At 35.0% G+C, this 13324-nt stretch carries 14 protein-coding genes; all 14 read right to left on the reverse strand.

Annotated elements, in window-relative coordinates; translation table 11 throughout:
* Positions 1–103: 103 nt before the first annotated feature.
* On the reverse strand, positions 104–1834 hold the full coding sequence (locus tag JNUCC72_RS03960) for a phospho-sugar mutase (protein ID WP_454143115.1): 1731 nt from the start codon (positions 1832–1834) through the stop codon (positions 104–106).
* A 76-nt stretch (positions 1835–1910) separates the two neighbouring features.
* The gene (gene trxB / locus JNUCC72_RS03965; RefSeq protein ID WP_454143117.1) at positions 1911–2837 is read right to left on the reverse strand and encodes a thioredoxin-disulfide reductase; all 927 of its coding nucleotides are present in this window, start codon (positions 2835–2837) and stop codon (positions 1911–1913) included.
* Between the two features lie 71 nt (positions 2838–2908).
* The gene (locus tag JNUCC72_RS03970) at positions 2909–3919 is read right to left on the reverse strand and encodes an NAD(P)H-dependent glycerol-3-phosphate dehydrogenase (RefSeq protein ID WP_454143119.1); all 1011 of its coding nucleotides are present in this window, start codon (positions 3917–3919) and stop codon (positions 2909–2911) included.
* A 21-nt stretch (positions 3920–3940) separates the two neighbouring features.
* Positions 3941–4777 carry a prolipoprotein diacylglyceryl transferase gene (lgt, locus tag JNUCC72_RS03975; protein ID WP_454143121.1) on the reverse strand — a complete coding sequence of 279 codons (837 nt, stop codon included), beginning with the start codon at positions 4775–4777 and terminating at the stop codon, positions 3941–3943.
* Positions 4777–5730: an HPr(Ser) kinase/phosphatase gene (gene hprK / locus JNUCC72_RS03980; RefSeq protein WP_454143123.1), complete on the reverse strand. Its 954-nt coding sequence runs from the start codon at positions 5728–5730 to the stop codon at positions 4777–4779. The genes lgt and hprK overlap by 1 nt, the downstream gene beginning before the upstream one ends.
* Positions 5731–5805: 75 nt before the next feature.
* Entirely contained in the window at positions 5806–6162 is a 357-nt protein-coding gene (locus JNUCC72_RS03985) for a phage holin family protein (protein WP_454143125.1), read from the reverse strand.
* A complete protein-coding gene (locus JNUCC72_RS03990) occupies positions 6155–6448 on the reverse strand; it encodes a hypothetical protein (protein WP_454143127.1) in 294 nt (97 codons plus the stop codon). The genes JNUCC72_RS03985 and JNUCC72_RS03990 overlap by 8 nt, the downstream gene beginning before the upstream one ends.
* 11 nt (positions 6449–6459) lie before the next feature.
* Entirely contained in the window at positions 6460–8280 is a 1821-nt protein-coding gene (locus JNUCC72_RS03995; protein ID WP_454143129.1) for a glycerophosphoryl diester phosphodiesterase membrane domain-containing protein, read from the reverse strand.
* Positions 8281–8325: 45 nt separating this feature from the next.
* Positions 8326–9009, reverse strand: coding sequence for a phosphate signaling complex protein PhoU (gene phoU / locus JNUCC72_RS04000; protein WP_454143131.1), 684 nt, complete (start codon positions 9007–9009; stop codon positions 8326–8328).
* Between the two features lie 23 nt (positions 9010–9032).
* Entirely contained in the window at positions 9033–9791 is a 759-nt protein-coding gene (gene pstB / locus JNUCC72_RS04005; protein WP_454143133.1) for a phosphate ABC transporter ATP-binding protein PstB, read from the reverse strand.
* A 13-nt stretch (positions 9792–9804) separates the two neighbouring features.
* Entirely contained in the window at positions 9805–10608 is an 804-nt protein-coding gene (gene pstB, locus JNUCC72_RS04010; protein WP_454143135.1) for a phosphate ABC transporter ATP-binding protein PstB, read from the reverse strand.
* Between the two features lie 10 nt (positions 10609–10618).
* On the reverse strand, positions 10619–11506 hold the full coding sequence (gene pstA / locus JNUCC72_RS04015; protein WP_454143137.1) for a phosphate ABC transporter permease PstA: 888 nt from the start codon (positions 11504–11506) through the stop codon (positions 10619–10621).
* Entirely contained in the window at positions 11506–12432 is a 927-nt protein-coding gene (pstC, locus tag JNUCC72_RS04020) for a phosphate ABC transporter permease subunit PstC (RefSeq protein WP_454143139.1), read from the reverse strand. Before pstC ends, pstA begins: the two co-directional genes overlap by 1 nt.
* 12 nt (positions 12433–12444) lie before the next feature.
* Entirely contained in the window at positions 12445–13305 is an 861-nt protein-coding gene (locus tag JNUCC72_RS04025) for a phosphate ABC transporter substrate-binding protein (RefSeq protein WP_454143141.1), read from the reverse strand.
* Between the last annotated feature and the right edge of the window lie 19 nt (positions 13306–13324).

Raw genomic sequence — 13324 nt, forward strand, 5'->3', positions numbered from 1 at the left:
CCATCCCTTCAGCTATATAAAAAAGTTGGATAATAATATCCAACTTTCACAGTAATTATAGTTTAGCACTTGCCAGTCATTATGACTATTTCAAAAGTCTGACTTATTGTGTCATGAGCTCAAAAAAAGCCTTTTGATAATTTTCTATTTTTGTGTCCGCTTCTTGCTGACTGGCTGTCTCAACACCAATGTATAATTTGATTTTTGGTTCAGTTCCAGAAGGTCTCAAAGCAAGCCAAGTACCATCTTCAAGATAGTATTTCAAAACATCCGCTTTTGGATACTCAGTAAAGTCTTTAGCTTGACCTGATTGATGACTAACTTGACTTAAATAATCTTCTATTTTGACAACAGTTGTGCCATCCAAATCAGTTAACAAGTGACTGCGAAGCTTTTGCATTAACTGTTTCATCTTTGCAGCACCATCTAGTCCTTCAAATTCAAATGAATAGGTCTTTTCAACAAAGTAACCATATTTTTGATAAATATCTTGCATGGCATCATACAATGTTTTGTTTTTAGCTTTATAAAACGCAGCAGTTTCAGCCAATATTAAAGCTGCTTGCATGGCATCTTTATCGCGAACAAAGTCTTTAAGTAAGTACCCGTAGCTTTCTTCAAACCCAAATAGGAAGTGTCCTGACTGTGTTTCGTTTAGTCGTTCAATTTCTTCACCAATATATTTGAATCCAGTTAACACATCACAACAACTCACTTGATAGTCAGCCGCAATTTTTGCAGGCAATTCACTTGAAACAATACTTTTAACAATTTCACTATTAGGCGCTAATTGTCCTAACTGATGACGAGATTCCAAAATATATTGTGTGACGATTGCCGCAATTTGGTTACCTGTTAGCACTTCAAATTTTTGGTCTGAGTTTCTAACAGCAACACCTAGTCTGTCAGCATCTGGATCAGTTGCAATAATCAAATCAGCTGCCACTTCATCCGCTTGTTTTTTCGCTAAATCAAAGGTCTCCATGAATTCTGGATTAGGAGTTTTGACTGTTGAAAAGCCAGGATCTAAAATAGCTTGTTTAGCAACAACATAAACTTGTTTAAAGTGATTCATTTCAAAAACTTGACGGTACAACATTTTACCTGTCCCGTGAAGAGGTGTATAAACAATTTTTAGGTCTTTTCCTTGTTCTTTGTTTAACTCTTCATTGATTGAAACAGTCTTCAATTTTTCCAAGTAAGCTTGATCAACATCTTCACCAATATAAGTTAGCAACCCATCTGCTTCTAGTTCGACAATTGGCGCTGTTTTGATATTAAAAATATCAGTAATTTTTGCCATTTCATCGATAACAATTTGAACATGCTTAGGTGGCATTTGGCCACCATCTTCACCGTAAATTTTGTAACCGTTATATTCTTTAGAATTGTGGCTAGCCGTAATCATAATTCCAGCATAAGCATTCAGATGACGAATCGCAAAAGATAACTCAGGTGTTGGTCTTAACGCATCAAATAAATAAACCGGAATTTGGTGGTTTCCTAAAACTTGGGCACAATGTGCCGCAAATTCTGCAGAGTGTAGACGTGAATCATAACTAATAACCACACCACGTTTTTTGTTTTCGATAGACAACTGATCCATCAAACGTGCTAAAGCTTCTGTTGTTTGACCAACCGTCAATAAGTTTAGACGATTAGATCCAGGTCCCATAATGGCACGCATTCCTGCAGTCCCAAATTCTAAATTAGTACTGAAAGCTTCTTTTGCCTGTTCATGATTTGTTTGTATTTTATCTAGTTCTTGTTTCAAGTAATCAGGTAATTTTGCCTGATTGTCTTGCCAAATTGCAATGTTTTCTTGCCAGTTCATTAAAACAACTCCTCTTAAAAACCATTATACCTGGAATTGTCACAAAAAAAAGCCTTAAACAAGGCTTTTAAAAATCTTAATGTTTGAGTTCTTGGATATAGTCGTAAACTTGTTGACCTGCATTACCACCATCACCAACAGCTGTCGTGATTTGGCGTAGTGCTTTTTCACGTACATCACCAACAGCAAAGATGCCAGGAACCTTTGTCTTCATAAGTTCGTCAGTTTGAATCCAACCGTTTTCATTTAAAATTCCTAAATCTTTAAATGGTTCTGTGATTGGGTAAATACCAACATAAATGAAGACACCTGAAGCTTCGACTTTTTTCTGTTCACCAGTATTTTTATCTTTGTAGGTTACACTCGTTACTTTTTGGCCATCGCCATCAATTGTTTCAACTTGTGCATCCCAAATGAAGTTCATTTTATCGTTCTTAAAAGCACGTTCTTGTAAAATTTGTTGGGCTTTTAATTCTGAACGACGGTGAATTAAAGTGACAGACTTAGCTAATTGAGTCAAGTAAATACCTTCTTCAACAGCTGAGTCTCCACCACCGACAACAACAACATCTTTATCTCTAAAGAATGCACCATCACAAACGGCACAGTATGAAACACCCATACCAGAATACTCTTCTTCACCCGGTACGCCTAAATGTTTGTGTTGTGCACCTGTTGCAATAACAACACTTAAAGTTTCAATATCGCCATCGTCAGTATGAATCACTTTATGATCACCAAGGTCAGTAATTCCTGATACATTACCGTAGCCATACTCTGCACCAAATTTGATAGCAGAAGCATACATTTTTTCACTTAACTCAGGGCCCTTAACATTTTCAAACCCTGGGTAGTTTTCAACATCGGCTGTATTATTCATTTGACCACCGTAAATACCACGATCTAAAATCAAAACTGATAAATTAGAACGAGAAGCATATAACGCGGCGGTCAATCCACCAGGACCAGCACCAATTACAACAACATCATATTTTTTTGTCATAGTATCTCCTCACTTACTAAAAATAAGTATATAGAGATTATATACTATCTCAACTTATTTTGCAAAATCTATTATTGAAATTCACGTTTTAATGGACGGTGCATCATATTTGTGATTTCATCTTCGACTTTAGTTTGTTCGTATAATACACGATAAACTGCTTCTGAAATTGGTAAATCTAAGTCTAGTTCTTCAGCTAGTTCATGAACAGCTTGAGCTGTTTTGACACCTTCAACAACCATTCCCATGTTGTTGACAACATCATCTAAGTTTTGACCTTCAGCTAATTGTTTACCTGCACGCCAGTTTCTTGAATTAGAACTAGAAGCAGTCACAATTAAATCACCAATTCCTGAAAGGCCATAAAAAGTTTCTTTTTGACCGCCTAAAGCTTCACCAACTAAGGCTAGTTCGCGAATACCACGTGTAATTAAAGCAGCTAAAGCGTTAATTTCATACCCCTTACCTGCAATCATTCCAGCAGCTAGGGCTAGAACGTTTTTGATAGCCCCACCAACTTCAACACCAATAGGATCAGAGTTTGTGTAAAGGCGAACATAGTCACGTGTAAACATTTTTTGAACCGCTTTTGCATTTTCTTCATTATATGAAGCAACAGAAAGCGTTGTTAAATCTTTTTGAGAAGCATTTTCAGCATGACTTGGACCTGAAACTACAACTAAATCCTGGACCACTTCTTTATCAAATTCTTGTTCTAAAATTTGAGATACAATACGTTTTGTGCCAGGTTCAATTCCCTTGGTTGCACTCATCAAAATAGGATTTTTAGCAGTAGGTAATAGCGGCTTCAATTGTTTTGACACGCTTGCAATTGCTGCTGTTGGAATAACAAACAAAATACCTGAAGCATCTTTAACAGCCTCAGCCAAGTCTGTTGTTGCTTTAATTGGCTTACTAAATTTAAAGCCTTCTAAATATCGACCATTAGTTTGTGATTCATTAATTTCACGAGCAACACTTTCTTCAATACCATAAAGACAAACGTCATAATCGTTTTCAGCTAAGATATTAGCTAATGTGCTACCCCATGATCCTGATCCTAACACGGTAATTTTTTTCATAATGGATAATACCCCTTTTCACTAACGTTTATAAGGAAACTTAAAACCACTGCCATCAATATACTGCTTAGGTTTTACAATTTTTCTACGATAAATCATAATCCCAATTACAGCAACAAATAAAACAATGGATAATGCTTGAGATACGCGAATGCTGCCTAGCATCAAACTATCAGTTCGCATACCTTCTACAAAGAATCTTACAACTGAGTACCACAGTACATAAGATAAAGCGACTTCACCTTGTTTAAATATTCTTTTATGTCTTAATACTAGAATTAGTACTAATCCAATCAAGTTAAAGAAAGATTCATACAAGAATGTGGGTTGGCGATAAGCCCCATCAATAAACATTTGTTGAATGATAAAGTCTGGTAAATGTAGTCCCTTCAAAAAATCAAGTGAAGTGACAGCACCGTAGGCTTCTTGATTCATAAAGTTTCCCCAACGTCCCATGATTTGCGCCAACATCACACCTGGTGTAATGATATCTAACAATAACCATGTTGGAAGATGTCGATAATATGTATAAACGATTAATGTTATTAGTCCAGCGATTAACCCACCGTAAATTGCAATTCCACCTTGCCAAATCATAAATATTTTAGCAGGTTCGTGCGCATACTCAGACCACTGAAAAATAACATAGTACAATCGTGCACCAATAAAACCAATTGGTAAAATAAAGAATAATAAATCGATGATGTCATCAGGCATAATTTGACGTTTTTTGGCTTCGTTTGTTGCCATTAATACAGCCACAATCACACCTGTCATGATAATAATACCATACCAACGCACACTAAATGGGCCTAAATTGAAGGCAACCGGAGATAATGATTGTAAAAAGTTGATCATTAGTTTGCATCTCCTTGATTATCTTGCTTGTTTTTTTCGATTAGTTCTGTTAATTGATTTTCAAATACTTTAGTTGCGTCAAATCCAAGATTCTTAGCTCTAAAGTTCATTGCCGCAACTTCGATAATAATTGATAGATTGCGTCCAACTTTGACTGGGATTGTCATTTTAGGAACGTCTACATCAAAAATTGTTTGATAATCATCTGCTGAACCTAAGCGATCATAAGATGCTTTTGGATCCCAATTTTCAAGATTAATAATTAAAGATACCGGTGTAGACTGTCTAACAGCACCCACACCAAACAAGTTCATGACATCAACAATTCCAATGCCTCTAATTTCAAGCAAGTGTTTCAAAATTGAAGGCGCTTCACCCACGATAGTCTTTTCATCTTGTTGGAAAACATCAACACGATCATCGGCAATTAGACGGTGACCTCTTTGAACCAATTCGAGAGCCGTTTCACTTTTACCAATTCCAGAATTACCTGTTAGTAAAATACCTGTTCCATAAATTTCTACTAGAACACCGTGAATACTTTGACGTTCAGCTAATTTATAATCTAAGTAATCAGTAATCACACTGGATAAACGTGTTGTTGGTAATTTAGAAATTAGTACTGGCATTTGATTTTTTTCAGCAGCTTCCACTAATTCTTTTGGTGGTGTTAAATCTCTTGAAATCAAAAATACCGGTGTGCTTTTAGTACACATTTTAGTAAAAACAGTCATTCTTTCATCAGGTGTTAACTGATTAGCAAATGAAATTTCAGTCATTCCAAACAACTGAATACGTTCATGTGGATAGTAGTCAAAGTAACCTGTCAATTCAAGTCCTGGTCTTGATATATCACTAACATAAACGCGCTTACTGTCTAAATATTCTTCTCCAACTAGCACTGTCAGATCATTGTCTTTGGCAAAGTCTTTCATACTAACGTAATTCAACATAGCGAACCCTCGTCTTTCCTATACTCTATAGCTTTATTTTATCATTCTATTACTCATTTTTCGAAATATCTCACTTTATTTCAAATTGTTTTGAAAAAAGTTTGCAACAACACGTTGAACAATCGTAATGACAATTGCACAAATAATGGTTGACCAAAAACTTGATATGACAATAGCTCCACCTGAAAGTGAGATGGCAATCGCAAGCGTTATACCATTAACGACTAGTGCAAAAAGCCCTAGCGTTAAGAACGTTAATGGTAGTGCAAAAAATTGCAATAAAGGGGTCAATGTCATACTCAAAACAGTCAAAATCACACCCACAACGATAGCTGCCAATAGGTTGTCTACATAAACCATTTTGGGAAAAATTCCAGCTAACGCAATTAAGACAATCGCATTAATCAAAGAACGACCGATAAATTTAGTCATGAGAATCCCCCTTTGTTTCTTCGGTTACATTTTCAGCGTGTTTGCGTTTTGAATTTGATTTGTAATAACTATGATAACGATTATTTTTAAAATAGTTTTTATTAAATTTAGTTGTTCCTTTGCGACGATTATGGGCAACATAAATCCACATTCCAATCGCAAATATAATAAATAGCGGCAAAATAAATTTAAATAGGACAGTTAAAATCAATCCTAGCATTATAAAGAAAATAACCACTAACATAACTAAAAATAAAATTCCTAATACGATTAGAAAAACTGACATTTTGTTCTCCTTTAGTTTACTAAATAATTTTTCAATCCATTTATTTCACTAATATATATTACTAATTTTTGTGTGATAGAAGTAGCGTTTCTCAATTCATTAACGTTTTCTTTAACTTCTTTCAAGTTATCAGTTATTAACCCGTCCACTCGATACAACATCATTAAATGAATCGATTCTATATCATTGATATCCCAAGCATAGACGTTCTTACGGCCTTGATGAGCTTTTAAAACTAAATAACGATTTAATGTTGAAGACTCCATACTGTAACCATTTACATCTAATGTGGGGGTAAATATATTGTAGGTCGTAATGTAATTTACATCAAATTCTGAGTTGATTTTTTTCAATTCGGTTACTACCTTAGCTGATAGCGAGTGAATTTTGTGCTGGTGAAGTAAGACATTTTTTTGGTACTTTTGATTAAATTGATTAACGACTTCTGCGGGATTATCTCCCTTATCTGTTTTGATTTCAATTAATAGCTTTTGATGATGATCATTTGCTGTTTGTAAGTAATCATCAAAACTAGCTAGGGGCGCACTTTGCCCGTTTTCTGAAACAGTTAATTGTTTTAACTGTTCTAGCGTCAAGTCATGAACATGCGCATTCTTGCCAGTCAATGCTGATAAATTATTATCATGCATCACCACAAACTGTCGATCTTTTGTCATATGAATATCCATTTCAACGTAATCTGGATTTTCTGGGATAACATGCAGTAAAGCTGGAATTGTATTTTGAACACCGTTGTTTTGATCTAATCCCCTATGCGAGATAATTGTAACATTATTGAATCCGGGATTTTTGAGGTAGCCATAATTAGAATAAGTTACGCGTATCGCAATTAATAGAATCGATAAGCCAATAAATAGTCGATAAATTCTTTTTTGTTTTTTTATTTCTGAGTAATCAATCTGGTAGTTAATATTTTTGGCAACAATCTGCTCTTTTTCTTCATATAGCTGAAGCAGCACAATCATAACCGATGCAGTTGATAGTGTTGTTGTAATCACTTGTGTCAATTGGATTAGCACAAGAATAACTTGTCCTGATACAAAGGTGTATTGTGGTAACATTTGCTCTATTAAAAATGAAAGCGTTACCCATAGACCCATTAAAACAAGATTAATCAAAGCAAAAATTCCTGCTGGTATCAAAATTCGCAGTAAAATCTTCCAAAAACTGCGCTTAGTTGATTTTAGGCAGTTCTTAATTAACTTTTTAGGGCGGCGCCAATTAAATGACATTATGGGTAATAATAAAATGAACCGAACTTCTATATAAATTAATACCGCGGTTAATGCGATAAGAACAACCGCTACGATTGGATTTTGCGTAATAAATACCATTACAAATTGCGGAATCTTAACTTTACTTAACAACGGTGATGAGAAGATAAAGTCCGAAAATGGAATAATAACTAATGCATAGAATATGAAAAATGGAATTGTTTTCATATTTAAGCTACGCAAACTATTTTTTACATCTTTGAATAAATTATCTAAATTGATTTGGTTCAAATGAACAATCTGACGAATACCATTTAGCAAAATTGAAAATTGTAAAAAAACAATAAATAAAATCGCCAACAGTAACAGTAAAATCGTAATAATAAATAATAAATCGTGTGAAATAATAGCCAGAATATTATCATATGCGATATATTCCACTTCAAATAACTTAGCTAAAAAACTCGTTGTGGCATTTGTAAAAGGTACAATGAGCCCTAACAAAATAATATCAACAACAATATAAAGCAATACAATAATCGAAAAGTTCTTTCTTAATTCTTTTAATGTCTCTTTTACTGACTCAATAATCGACATTTTTATCCCCCCTAAACAAAAAAGCCGACATTAAATGTCAGCTTTTTAGTTATCTTGGCTATCATGTTTAACATGATTATTTAATTCAATTAATTTACCTGTCTTTAGGTAAACAACCCACTCACAAATATTAGTTGCATAATCACCAATACGCTCTAGGTAACTTGTTACTAGCATGTAGTAAGTATTACCTAAAATTGTATCCGGATCTTTTTTCATTTCACTAATAATATGAGCATTAATTTTTTTAGCTTGTTTATCAATTGAAATATCTTGTTTTGAAATTTCACGAGCCCATTGATCGTCTTGAACGCGGTAAGCTTCTAAAGCATCAATTACAAGTTGGATAACTAAATCAGCCGTGTGTGCAATTTCATCTTCGATGCCATATACACGTGCTTCACCTTTAACTTTAATTGTTGCTTTGGCAATACTTACAGCATGGTCTGCCATACGTTCAAGGTCAGAGCTAGCTTTCATAATTGTTACAATGTTTCGTAAATCAGTTGTAACAGGTTGTTGCAACGCAATCATTTCAAATGATTTCTTTTCCAAATCAACTTCAATACCGTTGATACTTGGATCAGTATCAATCACGTATTGTGCTTGTTGTTTATCATGATCAATGAATGATTTGACTGCACGGCCAATATTTTCACTGACTAATCGACCCATGCGACCAAAATTATCATGCAATTCATGTAATTCTTTTTCAAAATTTGATCTCACAATATTTCTCCTCCCTTATTGTATTAACCAAATCTACCAGAAATGTAATCATCTGTTTCTTTTTCAGACGGTGTCATAAAAATGTGTTTTGTCTTATTATATTCTACCAAATTACCATCTAAAAAGAACCCTGTTTTATCAGAAATTCTGGATGCTTGTCCCATGTTGTGAGTCACGATAACAATTGTATACTCATCTTTCAATGATAATAACATATTTTCGATTTTCCCACTTGAAATAGGATCCAATGCACTGGTTGGTTCATCTAATAAAATCACTTCAGGGTGAACGGCTAAAACACGTGCAATACAAACTCTTTGTTGTTGTCCACCTGATAATGATAGCGCACTCTCATGCAACTTATCTTTAACATCATCCCACACAGCTGCAGCTTTTAGACTGTCTTCTACAATTTGATCAATTTCTTCTTTGGTATGTTTTTTTTCTAATTTTAATCCATAAGCAACGTTTTCATAAACAGAAAATGGAAAAGGATTAGGTTGTTGGAACACCATACCTACACGTTTTCTCAAGTCAACTTTATTGGTTGTAGGTGCATAAATATTTTTACCGTCAATATTCACAGACCCCGTGATTGTCACATCATCTTGTAAGTCATTCATTCGATTGAGTGAGCGCAGTAAAGTTGATTTACCACTACCACTAGGGCCAATTAACGCTGTGATTTCATTTGGGTAAAAATCCATCGAAATCCCTTTAAGAACTTCCTTTTTTCCATAAAACAGATGTACATCTTGAGTTGAAATAATTGGTTTTGTCATTTGCTTTACCTACCTATCCAAAGTGTCCTGATACATAATCTTCAGTTAATTTTACTTTTGGTCTAGTAAAAATCTTACGTGTTTCATCATATTCAATTGCATCACCTAAGTGGAAAAAGGCTGTACGATCACTAATTCTAGCAGCTTGTTGCATATTGTGAGTCACAATTACAATTGTATAATGCTTTTTAAGTTCCATTAATGTTTCTTCAACTTTTGATGCTGAAATAGGATCTAACGCACTAGCTGGTTCATCTAAGAGTAGAATATCTGGTTTCATTGCGATTGCTCGTGCAATACACAATCTTTGTTGTTGTCCACCTGACAAGGCTAAAGCACTTTTATGAAGATCATCTTTAACTTGATCCCACAAAGCTGCTTGCTTGAGTGATGTTTCAACAATTTCATCTAGTTGTTTTTTATTGCGTATACCATGACGCTTTAATGCAAAAGTGATGTTATCATAAATAGATTTTGAAAATGGATTAGGTCTTTGGAATACCATTCCAATATGCTTATGCATTTCATAAACATCAATGTTATCACGGTTAATATCTAACCCACGATAATTAATTTCACCTGTTACCGAAGTATTCGCAATATTGTCATGCATACGGTTCAAAGCTCTTAAATAAGTTGACTTTCCTGAACCTGACGCCCCAATTAAGGCAGTGATCTTATAACGTTCAAACTGTAAATCTACACCGTGAATCGCTTCATGATCACCATAACTGACACGTAAGTCTTTTGTAGAAAGTGCAATTTCATGCTTATTTTCATCTAGCTTTTGAATGTTTTTTGTTAATCTTTCTGCCATGAGCGTCTCCTTATTTAGCACCTGTTAAGCGTTTGTACAACCTTTTACCCCAGCTTCTTGCAATTAAGTTAAAAATTAAAACTGCTAGAATCAAGATAGCTGAAGAAGCTGTTGATACGGCATTCAAATCAGGGATAATCCCTTCACCATTGATTTTCCAAATATGAACAGCTAATGTTTCAGCTGGTCTAAATGGGTTCAGTGGACTATTAATATATAGCGGGTTCCAATTTGAGAAGTTTAGTGCAGGGGAACTTTGACCTGCTGTATAAATTAAAGCGGCCGCTTCACCGAATACACGTCCAGCTCCCAAAATAATACCTGTAATCAAACTAGGTAATGCTTCAGGAATAATAACGCGCGTAACTGTTTCCCAGCGAGATAGTCCTAATGCATATCCTGCTTCACGTTGAGTAAAGTGGATAGATTGAAGTGATTCTTCTACATTACGTGTTAATAATGGTAAGTTAAATAGTGTTAGTGCTAAAGCACCTGAAATGATTGAAAATCCAATCTTAAATTGAATAACGAATACTAAAAATCCAAACAACCCTACAACAACTGAAGGTAGTGAACTTAAGATTTCGATAGCTGTTCTAACAAAGTCAGTCAATTTATTTTTAGGTGCATATTCTGAAAGAAAAATTCCAGCTAAAATAGATAATGGAATCGAAATTATCATTGAAAGAACCAATAAGTATACTGAGTTAAATAACTGGGCAGCAATCCCACCACCTGCTTCGAAAACTTTTGAAGGAGATACAATAAATGACCAGCTAACATGAGGTAGCCCACTAACTAAAATATAAGCTAGTAAAGCAACCAGAATTAACACAATAATTCCTGCCATTGCATAAATGACACCTGTTGCTATTTTGTCGACACGTTTTGGACTCATTATTTACTGTTTCCTCCTTTGTTACCAATCCATCTAATCACTAAGTTAAAGATTAAGGACATCATCAATAAGATTAAAGCAAGTGACCAAAGAGCGTTATTACTCAAAGTTCCCATTACTGAGTTACCCATTCCCATTGTCAACACACTGGTTAATGTTGAAGCAGGTGTTGTCAAACTGTTAGGAACTGTGAAGGCATTACCAATAACCATTTGAACCGCTAAAGCTTCACCAAATGCACGAGCCATACCGAACACGATTGCGGTTAAAATACCTGGCATTGCTGAACGTAAAATGACTTTATAAATTGTTTGCCATCTAGTTGCAGCTAAAGCATAAGACGCTTCACGATAGTGTCTAGGAACTGAACGTAACGCATCAACAGTCATTGAGGTCACTGTTGGCAAAATCATAACAAAAAGAACGAAAGTCCCCGCTAAAATACCAAATCCAGTTCCACCAAAAACTGATCGAACGAATGGCACAATAACTGATAATCCAATAAATCCGTACACAACAGATGGAATACCAACTAATAATTCAATAACTGGTTGTAAGATACTGGCCCCTTTTTTACCGGCAACTTCTGTCATGAAGATAGCAGCAGCAATCGCAAATGGTGTTGCAATTACAGCAGCTAAAATTGTTACTAAAAATGAGCCCAAAATCATAGGTAAAGCTCCAACAAGTGGCTTACCGTCAGCTCCTTTTGAACCTGGATTCCATGTGTCACCTGTCAAGAAGTCCCAAAAATTAACACCGTTTTGAGTGAAAGTTGAGATTCCTTTTGAAGCTACAAAGTAAAAAATTGCTGCAACAACAGCCACAATAATGGCAATTGCTAAAAATGATATTGTTTTCCCAAAAGTCTCACGTCTTGCGGCCTTGGACTTTTTCAGCATACTCTCTCTAATTGGATCGTTCATAAATCACACCTCTTATTCAATTGACTTAATTTGACCATCTAGCGTTTTTTCAACTTTCATATCTTTAATTGCGATATAACCCATCTTATTAACGATGTTATCTTGAACATCATCAGATAGTATAAAGTTTAAAAACTCATGAACACGTTCTTTTTCCATATCTTTTCGGATATACATATGTTCATATGCCCAAATTTTCCAACTATTGTCAATAACTGTATCATGACTCAAGACAACACCATCAACTGCTGGTGTCTTAACTGTGTCATTAATATAACTGTATGATGAATAACTAATTGCTCCCGGTGTTGTGGCTACAATTTGACGAACCATCCCACTAGAATCTTGTTCTTGAGCTTTAACAGCTTTTTCACCATTTTTGAAGACTGCACTTTCAAATACAACACGTGTTCCACTACCTTGAGCTCTATTGATTACAGTAATTGGTAAGTCATCGCCACCAATTTCTTTCCAGTTCGTAATCTTACCTGAAAAAATGTCGCTCAATTGTTGTGTTGTTAAATTAGAAACCTTTAAATCTGGATTGACAATTGGGGTAATCCCAACAACAGCCACACGATGATCAACTAATTGTGAAGCATCAATCCCTGACTTTTCCTCAGCGTATAAATCGGAGTTTCCAATATCAACGGCTCCAGCTTGAACTTGCGCAAGTCCAGTACCAGTTCCGCCTCCTTGAACATTAACATATAAATCTTGATGAATTTTTGAAAAGCTTTCACCTGCAGATTCAACTAACGGTTGTAGCGCAGAAGAACCAACGACGTTCATTACTTCACCTTTAATTTGGCAACCTGTTGCCATTAGCATTGTTGCTAGTAGTGTTAACAGTCCTAATATTTTTTTCTTCATACCTAATCTCCTGAGAGTT

The organism is Holzapfeliella sp. JNUCC 72 (assembly GCF_053668685.1).

Excerpts from the sequence above, each read along its gene's own strand:
- JNUCC72_RS03985 (WP_454143125.1), bottom strand. The coding sequence starts at position 6,162 with ATGACTAAATTTATCGGTCGTTCTTTGATTAATGCGATTGTCTTAATT.
- JNUCC72_RS04025 (WP_454143141.1), bottom strand. The coding sequence starts at position 13,305 with ATGAAGAAAAAAATATTAGGACTGTTAACACTACTAGCAACAATGCTA.
- JNUCC72_RS03960 (WP_454143115.1), bottom strand. The coding sequence starts at position 1,834 with ATGAACTGGCAAGAAAACATTGCAATTTGGCAAGACAATCAGGCAAAA.
- JNUCC72_RS03990 (WP_454143127.1), bottom strand. The coding sequence starts at position 6,448 with ATGTCAGTTTTTCTAATCGTATTAGGAATTTTATTTTTAGTTATGTTA.
- pstA (WP_454143137.1), bottom strand. The coding sequence starts at position 11,506 with ATGAGTCCAAAACGTGTCGACAAAATAGCAACAGGTGTCATTTATGCA.
- hprK (WP_454143123.1), bottom strand. The coding sequence starts at position 5,730 with ATGTTGAATTACGTTAGTATGAAAGACTTTGCCAAAGACAATGATCTG.
- pstB (WP_454143133.1), bottom strand. The coding sequence starts at position 9,791 with ATGACAAAACCAATTATTTCAACTCAAGATGTACATCTGTTTTATGGA.
- trxB (WP_454143117.1), bottom strand. The coding sequence starts at position 2,837 with ATGACAAAAAAATATGATGTTGTTGTAATTGGTGCTGGTCCTGGTGGA.
- JNUCC72_RS03970 (WP_454143119.1), bottom strand. The coding sequence starts at position 3,919 with ATGAAAAAAATTACCGTGTTAGGATCAGGATCATGGGGTAGCACATTA.
- JNUCC72_RS03995 (WP_454143129.1), bottom strand. The coding sequence starts at position 8,280 with ATGTCGATTATTGAGTCAGTAAAAGAGACATTAAAAGAATTAAGAAAG.
- pstB (WP_454143135.1), bottom strand. The coding sequence starts at position 10,608 with ATGGCAGAAAGATTAACAAAAAACATTCAAAAGCTAGATGAAAATAAG.
- lgt (WP_454143121.1), bottom strand. The coding sequence starts at position 4,777 with ATGATCAACTTTTTACAATCATTATCTCCGGTTGCCTTCAATTTAGGC.
- pstC (WP_454143139.1), bottom strand. The coding sequence starts at position 12,432 with ATGAACGATCCAATTAGAGAGAGTATGCTGAAAAAGTCCAAGGCCGCA.